Raw genomic sequence first — 17778 nt, forward strand, 5'->3', positions numbered from 1 at the left:
ATTTGTATAACAAAAAGGGGTCTACGTCAAGCAAATTTACTTCGACAAAATACAAAAATTCTAATCTTTTTTCAAAAACAATACCCCTAAAGGAGGCACTGTAATCGAGAACGAATCTTGGCAGCCATGAGCTGAAATTGGCTCTGTTTCTCTTTTACCAAAGTTTCCTTGGCCGCTTCCGCCATAGTCTTTTGCGTCACTATTTAAAATTTCACGCCAGGTGCCTGCCTCTGGCATACCAACGCGATAGTCAAAACGCGTTTCTGGAGTAAAATTACAAATAGCGACAATTTTTTGACTCCAATCATGGCCACACCGCACAAAACTGATAACACCTTGCTGCCAATCATTACAATCAATCCACCTAAACCCTTCATGAGTAAAATCTTTTTCAAATAAGGCAGCTTCCTTTTTATAAATACGATTTAAATCTTTCATCCATTTCTGCAAACCCTGATGTGGTGAATATTGTAAAAGATGCCACTGCAGACTAGTTTCATGATTCCACTCTTCCCACTGGCCGATTTCTGCCCCCATAAAAAGGAGTTTTTTCCCTGGATGAGCAAACATATATCCTAACAAAAGACGCATATTAGCAAATTTCTGCCAATCATCCCCTGGCATTTTTGTCAAAAGTGATCCCTTTCCATGAACCACCTCGTCATGAGAAAGAGACAAAACAAAATTCTCTGTAAATGTATACAAAAAGCTAAATGTCAAATCATTATGATGATACTTTCGGAAAACAGGATCTTTTGAAAAATACAAAAGAACATCGTGCATCCAGCCCATGTTCCATTTCATGCCAAAACCAAGCCCACCGTCATAAAGAGGCCGAGAAACACCTTGCCATGCCGTTGACTCTTCAGCAATCATCTGTGTATCAGGATAATTCTCATAAACAACACGATTAAGCGTTTTTAAAAAATCAACAGCTTCAATATTTTCTCGACCACCAAATTGATTCGGAATCCACTCCCCTTCTTCTCGAGAATAATCCAAATAAAGCATGGAAGCAACCGCATCAACGCGAATGCCATCAATATGATATTTGTCCATCCAAAATAATGCGCTTGAAATTAAAAATTCTCTAACCTCGTGACGACTATGATCAAAAATATAACTTTTCCAATCCGGATGAAATCCCTTCTTTGGATCAGCATGTTCAAAAAGATGCGTTCCATCAAAATAAAAAAGCCCATGCACATCCGACGGAAAATGCGATGGGACCCAATCTAAAATAACTCCAATATCATTTCGATGCAAACAATCAATCAGATGCATAAAATCTTGAGGTGTTCCGTATCTCGAAGTCGGAGAAAAATATCCAACGGATTGATACCCCCAAGATCCATAAAATGGGTGTTCCATAACCGGCAAGAATTCGACATGTGTATAGCCCATCTCTTTAACGTATTTGACAAAATCTTCTGCCATCTCTCGATAATCAGGAGGACGATTGCACTCTTCAACAATTCTACGCCAAGATCCAAGATGAACTTCATAAATCGACATTGGCGAATCAAGACCATTTCGTTTATGTCGACCTTTCATCCATTTACTATCTTTCCAGCGATAATCTGTATTCCAAACAACTGAAGCTGTTTTAGGAGCAATTTCATTATAAAAAGCAAATGGGTCCCTCTTAAATTCGCGGTACCCATTTTCTTTTGAAACAATATAATACTTATATAAAGAACCTTTTGAAACCCCCTCAATAAAGCCTTCCCAAATTCCCGAAGAATCCCAACGCACACCTAAAGGATGACGAGTTCTGTCCCAATCATTAAAATCCCCAACCACATGAATCGATTCAGCATTTGGGGCCCAAACCGCAAAATAAGTCCCTTGCTTGCCATCAACAGTCATCTCATGAGAACCAAGCTTATCATAAAGCCTATAATGCGTTCCTTCCTTAAAAAGATGCGCATCTTGCTCTCCGAACCGCGTAATACCATGCTTAATTCCGTTGATATCGTAAAGCATCTTTCTCCTTTTGTATCTCTATTTATCTTATCTCTAATAACGCCAAACAATTACATCTTTAATAAAAAACAGATTTCTTATTTTAACGTAAAATTGATTTTTAGCAATTAATTTTATTTAATTGTCAAGACAAACTTGAAACGTCCATTTTTTAAGTTTTAACAAACCGCTTCCCCTTCTTTTTTAAAATAACAATGGCGTGCCAATACATTCTTTTTCCAATCAACTCTTCAAGAAAATCCACAAGTCATACCATTTTTATCCTTTACGTTACGTCTCACCACTCAACGCCTGTCTGCAAATCCGACAAGGAATCATATTCTCACGACATGTAATCGCAACATGAGAAAGAATATTTCCTTCGCAAAGAACAAGACCCTTTAAAGTTGAAAGATAAGGAATCCAATGATTTGGACAATATTCTGCTAAGACAAATCTCCCAGAATACTTTCGAATATCTTCATAAGAATCAACTCTACAACACTGTTCCCTTGGGATTTCACCAGGAAAAATAATAATACTATCTCTACTTCGCTCAACAGGTGGCAACGGATTAGGGAAAAAACGTCCTGAAATTGACATATAGTTACCTTGTACTCTCTTTTCTTTTTTTTCCTTAATCTCCTTATTCAAGCACATCTTTCTATTCAAGAAATCAGAATAACTGTAGATCCTAAAGAAATCTTTAGGGTGTTTTTTTAAAATAGTAACTCGCATTTTTTGTAACATTCTCAAAAAAACTTCTTTCCACCTCACCCTCTGTTTCATCCAAAACTGCACATCCTCACAAAGAAAAGGACCATTTTTTAGAAAATCTACTTTCTCTCTCTGAGCTCTTAACAATAAACTCGAATCTTCATCATACCGAACAGAAGCAACCTCATAAGGATAGTCACACAAATAACCATATTTTTGTAAAAAATCTTCAGTCTCTTTTTTGGACATATTCACGGGAAAAAAACTAGTCGCTCCGCAAGCAAATTCTGTTTGCCTTAGGCGATCAAGAAAACTATCTTTTTGCTGTATCTTTTCTTGCTCTAAAAAAAAAGACAAAAAAACCCCCGAAAGAAAGAAATAAGAAAAAACGCTTTCTAAATCCCTTGCTTCGCTTTCTTTTATTTCCTTTCTTATTATTTCATAATTAATCTTCATCACTACAAGTCTTTTAAAATTAAAAAAGAATCCTTCTCGACGCGGAAAATATTCTTTCTCTTGCGTTTTATTCCAATATGTACGTCCTCCTATATTTTCAAGAATATCAAAAGACAACAACCCTTTTCTTTTTTCACAAAATCCGTTTCTCAATAATCCTTGATAAAGAGTCTCCGATCTCAACAAAAAATTATATAGCGTAATAGAAAAATAGGTCAGATCTCCTAAGCTTTGAATAAACGTATTCTTTTCCCATAGCTGTTGCTCAAAGGTATTCTTAAATTTATTCTTAAGACGTTCTTTCTCCAAAAATAATATTTTCTCATCCTCACTTTGAACAATCATCCTTGCTTGCCAGACTGCCACACTGTCCCCTTTAATCCCAAACTCTATATCCCATCCGCTTTGATCATATTTTTCCAAATTTTTTATTATTTTTTCTAAAATAATTTGAATCTTTCTTGAAAATATACTTTCGCTCCACTTTCTGGAATTTTTATCAAAAACAGCTGAAAAATCACTTCTACGCCCAGAAGTAATCTTTTCAGCTTCTTTCGATATCTCTACGCACGCTTTCCAAGAAAAATAAGGCATTTGTGTAAAAAGCACTCCAGAATAATCGAAGTCAAAATAATCTTGAATAATCAAAAAAAGATTTTGAGGATTCTGACAAGAAACTTTCTCAAGATTTTTAATCCAATATTCATAAATCTTTTTAGAAGAAACTTCATCAAGAAGCAATTTGGGAGAGCTTTCGAAAATACCAGCATTTGTTTTATATCTACCGTCCTCCGTAATGCTAGCGCTACGGATAATCACATACTTAACTTTTTTATTTTGAAGAAACTGCTTTTCTCTCTTTAAAAAATTCTCATCTCGGATTCTTTTTTCATCAACAATAAAGAAATCTGGAACAAAAAATCCAAAAGAACGTAAAAGGAAAAGGGTTTTAATTTTAGCTGGGAAAGCTTTATTTTTGCACGGGAATATCATAATACTTAAAAATATAATCAATCTGATTAAAAAGAATATTATAATCTATTTCACTTAAATTATAATCTCTAATTAGTCTATAAATTAATAACTGGGCATAAAAAAGATCTCCGTATCCATTGGCGATCACAACTAACTGCTTTCTTTTGCTCAACTGTTTTGTTAGTTTTTCCATCGCTTCTTCAACTTCTAAGAATGTCATATTGCCTATTCTAAACCACTGTGAGCCTTTTATATGCATTACCTCGTAATACTTTCTACCTCTCACATCCACAACAACACTTTTCTTGCTCTTGATAATATCAGCTGCTAATTTAACGTTAATTTGATATTTTGTAGTATACTCTTTACCAAATAATGCCTCTGAAGGCTCTATTAATCCTTGAAAATTCTCTAAGTTTTCCTTAAATTGCAAAACACCTCCGATAAGATATTTGATATTAGGCAAATTCATTCTTTTGGCTAAATCTATACTTCTATCTCCGTCGTGACAATATATAATAAATAAGATTTCTTGAAAATCTTTATCCGAAATCTTAAAAATTTTCTTTATTCTTTCTTTGGAAAGCTCAACGCCTCTTTCATTGTACGCCTTCTTACAATGCCCCACCGCAAACTCCTCCGGCTCTCGGATATCTATAAAGCACACCTTTCTTTTCTTCTCTTCTTCCTCTTCAATTGCTTGCATAGAAATTCCGTATTTACGTACGTTATCCCCTATCAACTTCGGGGCTAAAGGTCTCACCAAATAGCTATCTTTCCTTACGGGAAGATAGTATCGATAATAGAAGAAAAAACCAATAGCGATTCCCAAAATAACATTATTAACTAACAATATAACAATAATTCTTTTATTCCTTTTTAAGAAAAGCCTTACTGCAATTAATGGAATTATAGCTAACGCAACGCCGCTTGCCAAAATTATGCCGATAGAAGAAAACGTCTGCACTAGAAATTCTGGCGGTAAAAATGCAAAAGATTTCCGAGCAAACAAAAACAAAAGCAATAAAAAAAACAAAATCATTATGCTAAATTTTAGTATTTTCATTCTGTATCTCTAATTAAAAATGTTACTTCCTTAAAGTTTACACATAAATATCTTAAAAGAGCATAAATAAAAACAGCAACCCCCGTCATCTCCAGCGTTTCTTCAATAGTTGTTATTACAAAATAAATAAGATTTTTTTCCCCAAATGAGAACGAAAACCATCCTCCGAAAAGATCGCATCCAAGGGCTCCGCCAATATAAAGAATTGCCGAAATCTTAAACAAAAACTTAGTTTCTCTAGGAAGCTGAAGAAAAAATCTCAAAAATAATATTCCAAAAAAAAGAATAAAAATTATTCCCGGGATAACCCATGTAAAATAAAAAATACCTGTCGCACAAAGAGCTTCCCTTAGAGGGATGATCATCTCTTCGTGTAAAACAGCTGTCTCATCAAGAGAAAAAAACAAAAAAATAAATGCAAGCCATGCCCAATAAGAACTATTCGCTTTCTTCTTTTTTCTCTCTAATGCAGCTATTATCCCAAGAAGGCCTGCCGAAAAAAGAAGAATTAAAGAAGAAAAATAAGTTGGAATATTTTGCTCATGATCCAAATGAAATTTATGCAAAAATATAGGGTTTCTAACAAGCATCCCTCCAATAAGATTCAATAAAACAAGCAAGACAATAATCAGAATTAAGCAAAAAAATATACGTCTTACTTTAAGCGTGATTATTAAATTATTCTTTTCCATGTGTCATCATTGAAATAAACGTTTAAACAACATTTTTCGCCTTAAATAAGGGCATCCAAAGTCTTCTAAATAAGCATACCATGCCACACTATTGCTTCCAGCCAACCTATTAATCGCCTTTTTCAATACTACTCAATCAAAAAACTTCTTTTACTCCAAATAATCTCCTATTTTTACCTATTTTACCACTTGCAAAACAACAAATTTCTATGATCTATGAAGATTTCTTATTTATTTCTTTTTTATTGCGCTACCCCTGCAATAACAATTCATCCTTGATAAAAAACACCTTAAAACGAATAAACAAGAGATGAAATAAATCGAACATCGTTTTTCTTCGTATCCTCGCTAGGATTGGAATCAAAATCATCAATAACGCTTATTTTTAACGATAAATGCTCATCGAGAGGATTAATAAAAGACACTTCTCCATGAACACGATAGCTTTCTATATCATTGAATGGCAAATACAGAGCAATATCTTTCGTTAATCTTGATTTCCCTATTAAAGCATGCTCAGAATAAAATCTTGGGATAAGAATAGCCTCATCCTTATCTTTTTGATCATCTCTAAAAGAAGTATGCTCAAAGCCAACGCCAAGCTCTCCCTTCCACTTTATTGCTTCCTCATCAAAGAACCAATACCCAAGCCCAGCAAACGGTGTAAGCCGATAATCAATGTTAGCAAAACGATCATGATCAACATCAAAACGATAAAAATTATATGCCCTTAAGCTCTCTCCAAAACTAAACGCATAACGCAAAGATCCATCCCACTTCTGAGAGTCCATCTTTTTGTCTGCGGAAGAATAAAAAGAGGCTGCCTTGAGCGACCATTCGTCTCGACCTGTTTTTCTGCTTAAAGAAAGAGCTGCTGCAAATTGTGATTTTTCAGTATTCCCACTCGATAAATTATATCCAGCTGAAAGATCTCTCTTCCAAGCAACTTCTTCTTTTTTTTCTTCTACGCTTTCATCTTTTTTTTCTGCTAAAGCATCTGAAGAAACAATATTTTTAACAAACTCTTTTTTAATTAAAATAGTGCCCATTGCCTCAGACTCAACTTGAATTTCTGATTCATCATTTACAGTAACAACCCCTGTTAAGCGGTCGCCATTCTTCAAGTAAACCTCGTCAGCAGAAACAATCGCTGTGCTTGAAAAAAGAAAAAACATTCCAACTATAAAAAAAACATGCTTCATTTTATCTTATTCCTTTCGCTATATTCTTAACGTTTTCTAACATCTGCTTTCGTTCATCGCTAGATACAGATGCAACCGAACTAAAATATTTTTGTTCAAGCAACGTCATTCCGCAGAAATTAGCCAAACTTTGCCCAAGTGTAAAATTCATCGCTTTAAAAGCACCTGTTTTTTCGCTAATATGTTCTGGCGCATTCAACGTACAAATAACAAGAACTTTCTTATCAGGCAAAAGCCCTTTCATGTCTTCTGTATAAGCAAAACCAACGCTAAATACGCGATCAACATATCCTCTGGTAATGGCAGGAGAACTATTCCACCATATTGGAAAAACAAACGTGATCACATCTGCCCATCGAACAAACTCTTGTTCTTTTAAAACATCATCAGCGTATGTACCCTGATCCATTCGCTCAAAATCATTCACATTCAAAACAGGGTTAAATTTCATAGCATAAAGATCTCTAATCTTTACTTCGTTACCGCTATCTTTGAGCGCTTGAGAAAAAGACTCCACAATAGCATTATTAAAACTTTTAGGATTCGGATGACTGTAAATAACTAAATGTTTCATGATGTTCCCTTCTTAATTATATTTCTTGTTCATAAGATTTACTTTGATTCTAAATAAATCTACAAACATTACAAAAGCATCTTTAATTGGATGAACCTTGCTGCAAGGATTATTAATCCAGCAAACAGGGACTTCTTTAATTCTAAAGCCTCTTTGTTTTGCAATCGCTAAAATCTCGACATCAAAAGCAAATTTATTAATACGTTGCTTAGAAAAAACTTCTTTAGCTGCCTTACGAGAAAAACATTTAAAACCACATTGGGTGTCCTTAAACTCTCGATAAAAAAGCATCTTAACAAACAAATTAAATATGCGACCCATAACAATGCGAAAATAAGGCTGACAAATCCTAACATCTGACCCCTCGATAGACCTCGACCCTAAAACAACATCATATTCATTATTTAAAATAAGCGGCATCACTTTTTTAATTTCTTCGATCGGCGTTGAATTATCTGCGTCTAAAAACAAAACGCAGTCTCCTCGTGCCGCGAGAACTCCTTTGCGAACCGAAAACCCTTTTCCTCTGTTGCAATCATTTCTTAAAACAACGATAAAATTATGCTTTTTTGAAAATTCCTCTGCTATAAGAAATGTATTATCTTTGCTTCCGTCATCAACAATAATAATTTCAGCATCAACATTGTTTGCCTCTAAATAGCAACAGATTATATCCAAAGTCTCTTGAATACACCTTTGCTCGTTATATGCTGGAATAATTATTGATACTTGCATATTAATCAAATTCTTTCAAATTTTTAATTTTTATTATTATATTATAAGATCACAATAACACAAGCCTGCTAATAGTTCGCACTCTCAATCAAAATCTTCTATTTTTTCTCATAGACAGTCCAAAAAGCTGTTTCTTTAGTTCCTTTTTGAGCATGAAATTCTGGAAATTTTTCTAAAATATACGAATGTCGATATAGATATCTTTTAGGAATAGCAATCTGCTCTAACTTCCTTGGAATATACTTCTTAAAATGCTGTGGATCAATGGGAATTCTCGCGTTCTTTCGATCATAAACACCATCTAGACTATGATAAACTTTCTTATCAGAAAAACAGGTCGACAGAATACTATCTGGAAAATATATTTTCTCAGGATTCTGCAAAGAAAAAACATAGGCCATTTCTTGCGGATTTCGATCGGCTAAAATAAGTCTATTAAAAAAAGAAAAAAAAGTTCCTACACTTAAACTCATCAGACAAAACATCAAAATACAAAATAAAAATTTTATTATCTTTTTGCGATCCAGAGAAACTTCTTTTAACGATTTTAAAAAAAACCGGACTAAGCAAATGGTTGCCGCTAAAACAAAGAAGTATATAGAAAAGCTGAAATTATTTACATCTCCTCCTTTTTTAAGCATCGCCAAAATCGCTGTCGGAGCCATCGCAACTCCTACCAAAAAAAACAAAACCCAATCATTTTGCTTAAAAAATACATTAAAGCTTACTGCCCTTTTAAAAAGTCTCTTTATTGGTTCTATGTTAGTTAAAAGAATTAATGCAACAAACAAGCTTGTATTCTTTAAAAAATACCATGCTATCAAAAAGAATCCCTTGCCCCATCCCATAGAATATCGCGCGGGGTGCCTAGACGGGATTAAAAACATCTCCTCAAACATCTCTCTGAATCCAAAGGAATAAGAAAACAACGCCAACAAAGAAAACAAAAATAAAATTATCTGAAAGAAATAACTCTGGGCTGATCGCCTTCCTTCTTTGACCCATACATACATCGGAAGAGCAATCGCCAAAGGAACAGCAATTTGCTTAGTCCAAATAGAGCAAGCGACAAAAAAAGCAGAAAGAATTTTATAATGCGGCCTTAACTCTTCTCGATCTCCATACAAAAACAAACACGCAAGCGCTGCCAAGCCAATCGAGGGGGCATCTGCATGAATCATAAAAATAGACCGGCTCAAAGAATATAGACTAAATGAAAAAAGACAAAATAATGAAAAATAACAAAAAAATGCGCTTTTCGAGAAAGATTCTTTTTTTGCTTCTATTACAAAAAAACTTATGCTTGGAACAAAAATAAAAAGCACGCTTAACAAAGACCCCAAACAAATAGCTAGCGTAGGCGTTTTCATCCATGTACACGGCCAATAAGATAATGGCATCAAAGGTCCATACATTCTTGCGAGAATGGGCCCCTTGGAAAGACCATAAAAAACTTGATGCCCATATTTTATTGAGAAAGTCCAGGCAAGACGAGCTGAATTCCAATCAAAAAATGGTTCCATTAAAATATTAACGACAATGCTTAAGAAACTAAAAAAGACTGTCAGGGAGAGCGTTAGAACAAATAGATGTGCAGCAAGATTTTCTTGCCTTGCAAGGCTAAGAGCAAAAATAGCAACAATCAAACAAGAAATGAAAAGAAGAGGAAAAATATTCTGAATAAAAGGAGAAAAATATATAATCAAATAATCTAAACACAAAAAAACTACCGATAAGAAAACAGCTAATCCTATAGTTTTTTGATAATATAATATTTTTTTAAACATTAAAAAGAAAATAAATTGTTTAACCAGATTTTAACAAAAAATTTTAACTGCCCGGCTTGGATTCGAACCAAAACTAACTGCTCCAGAGGCAGTCGTGCTACCATTACACAACCGGGCAATATTTTTGTTTTTTATAAAAAAATGCCATATCCCTTGATCTTCAAAACAAAAGGCATGGCAAATATTAAATTACATTTAAATAAATTTTAATACTAAAGATTAGCAGCCTGCCTCAGCCGTTGGATTGTCTTTTCTTTTCCAATAACCGCCATTGTCTCAAAAAGACCAGGACCTATTGTTTTTCCTGTTAAAGCAACGCGCACAGGATGCACGAGCTCAGCAGCTTTTATTTTAAGATCGTCGACAAGAAGGCGAAAGCCTTCCTCCGAAGAATGAATATCAAATATTTCTAATTTCTCAAAACATTCGGCTAAAAGCTTAAATTGTTTCTTTGCGTCATCTGAAAAGAACTTTTCTTGATCTTCCGCACTTACATTAATTTCTTTAAGAAAAGCAAAATCTGCCCAATCAACAAAATCCTCTAAAGTCGATACGCGTCCTTTAAATAAATTAACAATACTTTCCAAATTCTTTCTGTCAAATTCACTGTCAAGATAACCTTTTTCTTTTAAAAGTGGAATTATCAAATCTGTTAGTTTTTCCAGATCCATCTGTCGAATATGCTGCGCATTGACCCATTTTAATTTCTCTATAGAAAAAATAGCCGCCGCCTTGTTAATCTTCTTAATTGAAAACTTCTCTACAGCTTTTTTAAGCATTACAATTTCTTGATTTGGCCCAGGAGACCAACCAAGTAACATAAGATAGTTAACGATACCCTCAGAAACAAAACCCATTTTTCTATAATCACTAACCGCAACGGCCCCTGTTCTCTTAGAAAGACGTCCTCCATCTTCTCCCATAATCAAAGGCAGATGAGCAAACTTTGGCACTTTGAAGCCAAGCGCTTCATAAATCATAATTTGTTTTGGTGTATTTGAAATGTGATCTTCCCCACGAATCACGTGAGTAATCTCCATCAGCGCATCATCAACAACGCACGCAAAACTATATGTCGGCGATCCATCTGACTTCATCAAAACCTGATCTTTTAAAACAGCTGTATCAAAAATAATTTCATCACGAATTAAATCATAAATCTTAACTTCTTTTTGGGGCATCTTTAAAATAACTGCATCTCCATCAAGATACGCCTTTTCCTCTTCAAGCAATTGATCTGCATATTTTCGGTAAATATCAAATCGATCGCTTTGTTTGTAAACTTCATCCCAAGAAAGCCCAAGCCACTGCATGCTTTCTAAAATCTCATCGAGAAATTCTTTCTTCGAACGCTCTAAATCCGTATCTTCAATACGCAAAACAAAACTTCCCTTTTGAGATTTTGCATACATCCAATTAAATAAAGCTGTTCTGGCCCCGCCAATATGTAAATATCCTGTCGGACTAGGAGCAAACCTAACTTTCATTCTTTACCTTTGTATTTAAGAAATTAATTGAAAAAACGACACTTTATCCTCTGTAAGGTGTCTTTTCATAACCTTCTTTTATCAGTTGAAGAACAACCTGTCTAATTCTTTTTTGCTCTTCAGGAGAAATATTTGAAAATTCAATACCGGTATCATAAACGGTCGCTTTTGATTGATTCTTTGCTTGTGTTTTAACAGACCAAACAACGCGACCTTTACACTTAATATTTTTTTCCATATCTAAAAGATCAATTTCTAAATCGACTTCAGAAAAAAGCCTTGAACTTTCTTTAAAAATAACGCAAACCCCGCCCGTTCCAATATTTTCCGTATGCGTTAAGAATGCGTCTTTGCCCTCAGCGTCATGACGGACCGTCACTAAGCACGGATAGTTAACTCTAGGAAATTGTCTTCTCTCTAAACCTTGCCAGTTTGCCATCTACATCCTCCTTTGAATTCTTAATATATTTAAAGCTAATCCTGTTTGTTCATCAATTGTAAAAACAACACCATTTAACCAAACATCCTCAGATGCCACTTCAAACTTTGATGGCATACTTTTTAAAAATCGCTCAATGATTTTTTCTTTATTTTGGCCTATAACCGAGTCAAACGGCCCTGTCATTCCAACATCTGTAATATATCCTGTTTTCTTTTGTAAAATCTTTTCGTCTGCTGTTTGCACGTGTGTATGCGTTCCGAAAACGCCAGACGCTTTTCCATCAGCGAAATGTCCAAAAGCAATCTTTTCGCTTGTTGCTTCCGCATGAAAATCAACAATAACGTTTGGCGTTTCCTTCCGAATATCTTTAATCAAATGCTCGAATGCCTTAAATGGACAGTTAACATTATATCGCATAAAAACCCGCCCCAAAAGATTAATCACGGCAATTTTATTGCCTTTCTTTGTTGTTGTCACGCAAAAGCCTTTTCCTGGTGATCCTTCTGGAAAGTTACAGGGACGAAGAATCCTCTTTTCATCACCAAGAAATTCTAAAATCTCTTTTTTATCCCAAACATGATCGCCAGTTGTTAAAACATCACAACCACAAGACAAAAAACTTTCAGCTAAACGAGGAATAATCCCTGAGCCACCAGCCGCATTTTCAACATTAGCAATAACAAATTCAATATCATATTCTTTAATCAGCGTAGGCAAAAGCGTTTCCACAGCTTCTCTGCCGGGCTTTCCGACAATGTCTCCAATACACAAAATATTCATAAATGAAATCCTAACTCTTAAAGTCCGTCTTTTAAAAGGAACAAATAAAAAAATATTGGTTAATCTTATCGCCTATATCGCCTAGCGCTACAATCAACACGCTCGTTTATTTAGCGTATTCTGTTGCTCGCGTTTCGCGAATGACAATAACCTTAATTTGCCCGGGGTACTCCATGTCTGATTCAATCTTTTTTCGAATTTCTCGGGACAAAACAATAGACTCATCGTCATTTATCTTGTTCGGCTTAACCATAATGCGAACTTCTCGTCCTGCCTGAAGCGCATACGCTTTATCAATACCGTTAAACGAAGTCGCAATCTTCTCTAAAGATTCGATTCGTTTAACATACGTCTCCATTGTTTCAGCGCGAGCTCCTGGGCGAGCAGCACTCACCGCATCCGCAGCTGCAACTAAAATACCATAAATATTCATCTCAACTTCTTCATGATGAGATTCAATGGCTCTCACAACATCCGGCTGTTCTCCATACTTACGAGAAATCTCTGCTCCAATAATAGCGTGTGGACCTTCGATATCTTCTCCAGCAACTTTTCCAATATCATGCAAAAGACCAGCCCTACGAGCAACTTTAAAATCTAAATTAAGTTGAGATGCCATGATCCCCATTAAAGAAGCAACTTCTTTCGAATGACGAAGCGCATTTTGCCCAAAACTTGTTCGATATTTTAATTTTCCGACTAATTTAACAAGCTCTGGATGCATCCCATGAATGCCGAGGTCAAAAGTAGCTTGTTCCCCTTCTTCTTTAACTTTTGTATCAATTTCTTTTTTAACCTTTTCAACTACTTCTTCAATGCGTCCAGGATGAATGCGTCCATCGTGAATCAATCTTTCCAAAGAAATCTTTGCAATTTCTCGACGCATCATATCAAATCCTGAAATTGTAACCGCTTCTGGAGTATCATCAATAATAATGTCAACACCCGTCGCCATCTCAAACGCACGAATATTGCGTCCTTCGCGTCCAATAATGCGACCTTTCATCTCGTCTGAAGGAAGATGAACAACGCTAATAGTCGTATCTCCAGCATGGTCGCTGGCACATCGGTGAATAGCAGAAGACAAAATCTCTTTCGCTTTTTTATCTGCGTTCGTTTTAAGCTCTTCGTCCATTTCCCGAATACGGGTTGCTTTCTCGGCAATAAGCTCATCATCAACGCGAGACAAGAGAAGCGTCTTCGCCTCTTCTGATGTCATCGAAGAAATCTTTTGCAATCGATGCTTTTCTTCCTCAATTAACTGCTCTAACTTTATATCTTTTTCTTTTAGTTCAACTTCATTTTGGTGTAACTGGTTAACACGTCCTTCGATATCCTTTTCTTTTCTTTCAAGAAGATCTACACGTTTTTCAAGATTCTCCTCTTTTTGCGAAATACGCTTTTCAGCGGAAGAAAGCTCTTCGCGGCGGTCCTTTGTTTCTTTTTCAAAATTCTCTCTTAACTGAATGAGCATGTCGCGGCTTTTGATTTCCGCCTCTTTTATCTTATTGTCTCCCTCACGTTCAGCTTTTTCTAAAAGTTCTTTTGTTTTAATTGTAGATTGTTTAATACGGCGATCACTAAAAAATCGGCTTAAAAAATATCCCAACAAAGCTCCAAAAACAAGAAATACAATATTATTTGCTAATGGTTGTCCTGACATGGTAAAAATCTCCCTTCTATGATTAGCCCCACATTTTACGCTTAAGACTAGCATGCGCAATTTAGCTTTTCTCCAAAAATGTTTAAGAAAAGCGGGGTTTACTTTGATTGCCTAAATGTTTTTTATCGAACAATTAGGATTAAGAGCATTCTAATAATTCAAGAATGCGAGTCAATTAATTTGTTAGAATACGCGAAACAGGAATGTCGTGTTTTTCGATGGAAGGCAAACAGGAAACAATTTGAAAATCAAACGCTAATCCAAATATCGGCGTTGTTTTGGGTAGCATACTTAAAAAACGATCGTAATATCCTTCTCCCCGACCAAGACGATTATTGGCTTGATCAAACCCAACACCCGGAACAATAACTAAATCCGGATGTACAGGCACGAAGCCTTTTGCAATGCTATGTTTGGGTTGTTGAATGCCATAAGGTCCTTTTGTTAAATCTTTTTCTATGCTGTCTATCAGAGAAGGAATAATCTTTTTTTCTTTTTTAATCGTAATTGGTAACGCTACTTTTTTTCCTAATTTTTGTGCCTTTTCTATCATCGAAAGGGTCTCTACTTCTCCATCAAAAGAAAAGTAGAACATGACCACCTGAGCACGCATAAACTCCGGTGTTTTAAACAGCTTATTTTCGATAAGCTTACTTTTTTTAAGTCTAACATCCTCCTTTTGAATTCTCAGTAATGTCAAAAGTCTTTTTCGCAAAGACTCCTTGAGGTTGTTGCCCATTTATTATCCTTAATCATACAAACTACGTTAAGGGAAACATTTTACCATTTTTCTAATATATAGACAACTATTAATATTATAGAGATTTATTTATAAAAAGGCGGGCACATGTAAAATAAAACAATATTACTATTTAAGAAATTCTTTCAAATATCCTACAAACCTATTGATTCCAGACACTTAAACCTGTAAGCAAGATTCTGCTAAAATATTCTAAACAAAAAAATCCCCGCTTATGCCGTTAGGATAGGTAACATGAACCGTATGTGTCAAGTGGGTGCCTCTTTAAACCATCCAAAGATGATTTAAAAGCTTAGCTCCCGTGTATACTGTGTTGGTTCAGTATAACTTGACCCAACGCACACAGCAGGGAATGATTTATTATAACACAACTATCAACGCTTGATAGCTTGCAAATCCGCAATAATTCTTTGGCAAATATTGCCATGAACCTCTTGAACCTCTTGCTCCGTAAGTGTCTTTTGAAAAGATTGATACGTAAGAGAAATCGTAACGCCACGGTGTCCTTTTTCAAGCTTTTCGCCCAAATACTGCTCTACAAAATCAACCTCTAAAAGCAATGGCTCGTTGTCCCTTAAAATGACATCTTTTATTTTTTGATAACTAATATTTTCTTGAAGACTCAAACTAATGTCGCGCACCACACAAGGATATTCGCAAACAGCTTTATATTTCTCAATTTTTTGAGACGCTTTAAAAATAGAACTTGTTTCAATTTGTGCAAAAAAAACATCTTGATATTTAATATCCCATCTATTTAAAACGCCTTCATCAATCTTCCCCAAAAATCCAATTTTCTTACCCTTAAAAACAACCTCTGCGCTCTGTCCTTTTTGACAATAACAAATCTCTGCTTTTTCAAAACAACCCTCTTCTTTTAAAAAATAACCTAGCACATTTTCAACAGTACCTTTAATGTCATAAAAATCTATTTTTTCTTTTTTTAAACTGCGCCAATCTTTGCTCCTATCTCCGGTCATTACAATTGACAAAATATCTTTCTCGCCAGACGCTGGATAAATTTTCCCAAGCTCAAATAACTTTAAATTTTTCTGACCTCTTTTTATGTTTAGAGAAACAATATTTAGAATGCTTGGCAAAGAATCTGTTCTCATAAAAACCTGATCCTCGGTCAAAGGATTTTGATTTTGAATGATTTCTTTATCAAAAGAAATATTTGCATTCTCAATCGTTTTTTCTCCCACCATGGTATAGCTAATAATTTCGTCTAATCCTTGCCCTGTTAATGCCTGTGACAAATCTTTTTTAAAAATCCATTTTTGAGAGCCAACAATATTTTGTGCTTTAATTTCTGGCATCTTTAGAGGAAGATTGTCAAAGCCAACAACACGCGCGATTTCTTCAATCACGTCAACGTCTTTTGTAATGTCACTTCGAAATGATGGAGGAGCAACCTCTAAACAATTTTTCTTTTTCTCAGAAACCGAACACTCAAGTTTCTTTAAAATATTCTTAATTCTTGTCGTCGGAAGATTTGCCCCTAAAAGAGAATTGATTTGATCTGTCGTCACATCAATCTTTTTCTGAATCTTTTTTGACTTGCCAGGATAAACATCTTTTTGAGAAAACGCAACACCACCTGCCAAATCTTGAATCAAATTAACTGCTCTTTTAATCCCCGCCTCAACAACATTAACATCAACCCCTCTTTCAAAGCGATAAGAAGAATCGCTTCGAAGCGCGAGATTGCGCGATGCGCGCCGAATCAAAATAGGATCAAAATAAGCACTTTCCAACAAAATATTTTTTGTTTCTTTTGTTACCTCGGCTTCTTTGCCTCCCATAATACCTGCGATCGCAACTGGCTTTTTCTCATCTGCGATAACCAAAATAGATGGATCAAGATCATACACAACGTCATCAATCGCTATAATTTTTTCACCTTTTTTAGCGCGACGCACAACAACTTTGTTGCCTTTTAATTTATCATAATCAAAGGCGTGCATAGGCTGACCGGTTTCCATCAAGCAAAAATTAGTCACGTCAACAATATTATTAATAGGGCGAAGACCAATGGTCTTTAAATTTTTTTGCATCCCAAGTGGAGATTGTGCGATTTTGACACCTGTCAAAATCGCACCAATATACCGACTACAGTCTTTTTTATCTTCAATTGTGATGTCACATTTATTGTTTAAAAATTTTATTTTTTTTATTTTTGGCTTTTTTAAATTCTTATTTAAAATGGCAGAAAACTCTCGTGCCAAACCAATAAAGCTAAGACAATCTGGCCGATTCGGAGTCACCTCAAGCTCAAAAACGGTGTCGCCGTTAATCTTTTCGATTTTCTCGACTTCTTGTCCAGATAAAGTTAGCTTATGCGCAAGCTCATCAACTTTATTTGGAATATCAATATAATCTTTAATCCAATTTAAATTTATTTTCATTATTATTTTCTTTAACTAAAATAATCCTAAGCTACTATTTAATCTTTTTTTACTTTTTATTCCGTTCAA

Annotated in this window: 14 protein-coding genes, 1 tRNA gene and 1 other RNA gene; all 16 read right to left on the minus strand. The window is 35.1% G+C overall.

Going from position 1 to position 17778, the window contains the following annotated elements; all coding sequences use genetic code 11:
- Positions 1–60: 60 nt before the first annotated feature.
- A complete protein-coding gene (gene glgB / locus PHY73_00285; GenBank protein MDD3374151.1) occupies positions 61–1986 on the minus strand; it encodes a 1,4-alpha-glucan branching protein GlgB in 1926 nt (641 codons plus the stop codon).
- A gap of 270 nt (positions 1987–2256) precedes the next feature.
- Entirely contained in the window at positions 2257–4131 is a 1875-nt protein-coding gene (locus PHY73_00290; GenBank protein MDD3374152.1) for a hypothetical protein, read from the minus strand.
- Positions 4109–5179 (minus strand): rhodanese-like domain-containing protein, encoded by a 1071-nt coding sequence (locus PHY73_00295; protein MDD3374153.1) that lies wholly within the window; start codon positions 5177–5179, stop codon positions 4109–4111. Before PHY73_00295 ends, PHY73_00290 begins: the two co-directional genes overlap by 23 nt.
- A complete protein-coding gene (locus PHY73_00300; protein ID MDD3374154.1) occupies positions 5176–5871 on the minus strand; it encodes a hypothetical protein in 696 nt (231 codons plus the stop codon). Before PHY73_00300 ends, PHY73_00295 begins: the two co-directional genes overlap by 4 nt.
- A 290-nt stretch (positions 5872–6161) precedes the next feature.
- Positions 6162–7073: a DUF481 domain-containing protein gene (locus PHY73_00305; GenBank protein MDD3374155.1), complete on the minus strand. Its 912-nt coding sequence runs from the start codon at positions 7071–7073 to the stop codon at positions 6162–6164.
- Between the two features lies 1 nt (position 7074).
- Entirely contained in the window at positions 7075–7647 is a 573-nt protein-coding gene (locus PHY73_00310) for an NAD(P)H-dependent oxidoreductase (GenBank protein ID MDD3374156.1), read from the minus strand.
- Positions 7648–7659: 12 nt separating this feature from the next.
- Positions 7660–8382 (minus strand): glycosyltransferase family 2 protein, encoded by a 723-nt coding sequence (locus PHY73_00315; protein MDD3374157.1) that lies wholly within the window; start codon positions 8380–8382, stop codon positions 7660–7662.
- A 98-nt stretch (positions 8383–8480) separates the two neighbouring features.
- Complete coding sequence (locus PHY73_00320; protein MDD3374158.1) at positions 8481–10169, minus strand: hypothetical protein; 1689 nt, start codon at positions 10167–10169, stop codon at positions 8481–8483.
- Positions 10170–10216: 47 nt separating this feature from the next.
- Positions 10217–10287 (minus strand) — tRNA-Gln (locus tag PHY73_00325).
- A gap of 94 nt (positions 10288–10381) precedes the next feature.
- Positions 10382–11656, minus strand: coding sequence for a glutamate--tRNA ligase (gene gltX, locus PHY73_00330; GenBank protein ID MDD3374159.1), 1275 nt, complete (start codon positions 11654–11656; stop codon positions 10382–10384).
- 43 nt (positions 11657–11699) lie between these two features.
- Positions 11700–12095 (minus strand): PilZ domain-containing protein, encoded by a 396-nt coding sequence (locus PHY73_00335; protein ID MDD3374160.1) that lies wholly within the window; start codon positions 12093–12095, stop codon positions 11700–11702.
- Positions 12096–12878 (minus strand): TIGR00282 family metallophosphoesterase, encoded by a 783-nt coding sequence (locus PHY73_00340; protein ID MDD3374161.1) that lies wholly within the window; start codon positions 12876–12878, stop codon positions 12096–12098.
- A 106-nt stretch (positions 12879–12984) separates the two neighbouring features.
- On the minus strand, positions 12985–14541 hold the full coding sequence (rny, locus tag PHY73_00345; GenBank protein ID MDD3374162.1) for a ribonuclease Y: 1557 nt from the start codon (positions 14539–14541) through the stop codon (positions 12985–12987).
- 175 nt (positions 14542–14716) lie between these two features.
- The gene (locus PHY73_00350) at positions 14717–15280 is read right to left on the minus strand and encodes a 5-formyltetrahydrofolate cyclo-ligase (GenBank protein ID MDD3374163.1); all 564 of its coding nucleotides are present in this window, start codon (positions 15278–15280) and stop codon (positions 14717–14719) included.
- A 222-nt stretch (positions 15281–15502) separates the two neighbouring features.
- Positions 15503–15656: non-coding RNA, 6S RNA (ssrS, locus tag PHY73_00355), on the minus strand.
- A gap of 19 nt (positions 15657–15675) precedes the next feature.
- Entirely contained in the window at positions 15676–17709 is a 2034-nt protein-coding gene (pheT, locus tag PHY73_00360; protein MDD3374164.1) for a phenylalanine--tRNA ligase subunit beta, read from the minus strand.
- Positions 17710–17778: the final 69 nt, after the last annotated feature.

This window comes from Candidatus Omnitrophota bacterium, assembly GCA_028693815.1.
Classification (GTDB): domain Bacteria; phylum Omnitrophota; class Gorgyraeia; order Zapsychrales; family Aceulaceae; genus Aceula.

What these genes read in the sequence shown, in the direction of transcription:
- glgB (MDD3374151.1), bottom strand. Translation starts at nt 1,986, where the DNA reads ATGCTTTACGATATCAACGGAATTAAGCATGGTATTACGCGGTTCGGA.
- PHY73_00290 (MDD3374152.1), bottom strand. Translation starts at nt 4,131, where the DNA reads ATGATATTCCCGTGCAAAAATAAAGCTTTCCCAGCTAAAATTAAAACC.
- PHY73_00295 (MDD3374153.1), bottom strand. Translation starts at nt 5,179, where the DNA reads ATGAAAATACTAAAATTTAGCATAATGATTTTGTTTTTTTTATTGCTT.
- PHY73_00300 (MDD3374154.1), bottom strand. Translation starts at nt 5,871, where the DNA reads ATGGAAAAGAATAATTTAATAATCACGCTTAAAGTAAGACGTATATTT.
- PHY73_00305 (MDD3374155.1), bottom strand. Translation starts at nt 7,073, where the DNA reads ATGAAGCATGTTTTTTTTATAGTTGGAATGTTTTTTCTTTTTTCAAGC.
- PHY73_00310 (MDD3374156.1), bottom strand. Translation starts at nt 7,647, where the DNA reads ATGAAACATTTAGTTATTTACAGTCATCCGAATCCTAAAAGTTTTAAT.
- PHY73_00315 (MDD3374157.1), bottom strand. Translation starts at nt 8,382, where the DNA reads ATGCAAGTATCAATAATTATTCCAGCATATAACGAGCAAAGGTGTATT.
- PHY73_00320 (MDD3374158.1), bottom strand. Translation starts at nt 10,169, where the DNA reads ATGTTTAAAAAAATATTATATTATCAAAAAACTATAGGATTAGCTGTT.
- gltX (MDD3374159.1), bottom strand. Translation starts at nt 11,656, where the DNA reads ATGAAAGTTAGGTTTGCTCCTAGTCCGACAGGATATTTACATATTGGC.
- PHY73_00335 (MDD3374160.1), bottom strand. Translation starts at nt 12,095, where the DNA reads ATGGCAAACTGGCAAGGTTTAGAGAGAAGACAATTTCCTAGAGTTAAC.
- PHY73_00340 (MDD3374161.1), bottom strand. Translation starts at nt 12,878, where the DNA reads ATGAATATTTTGTGTATTGGAGACATTGTCGGAAAGCCCGGCAGAGAA.
- rny (MDD3374162.1), bottom strand. Translation starts at nt 14,541, where the DNA reads ATGTCAGGACAACCATTAGCAAATAATATTGTATTTCTTGTTTTTGGA.
- PHY73_00350 (MDD3374163.1), bottom strand. Translation starts at nt 15,280, where the DNA reads ATGGGCAACAACCTCAAGGAGTCTTTGCGAAAAAGACTTTTGACATTA.
- pheT (MDD3374164.1), bottom strand. Translation starts at nt 17,709, where the DNA reads ATGAAAATAAATTTAAATTGGATTAAAGATTATATTGATATTCCAAAT.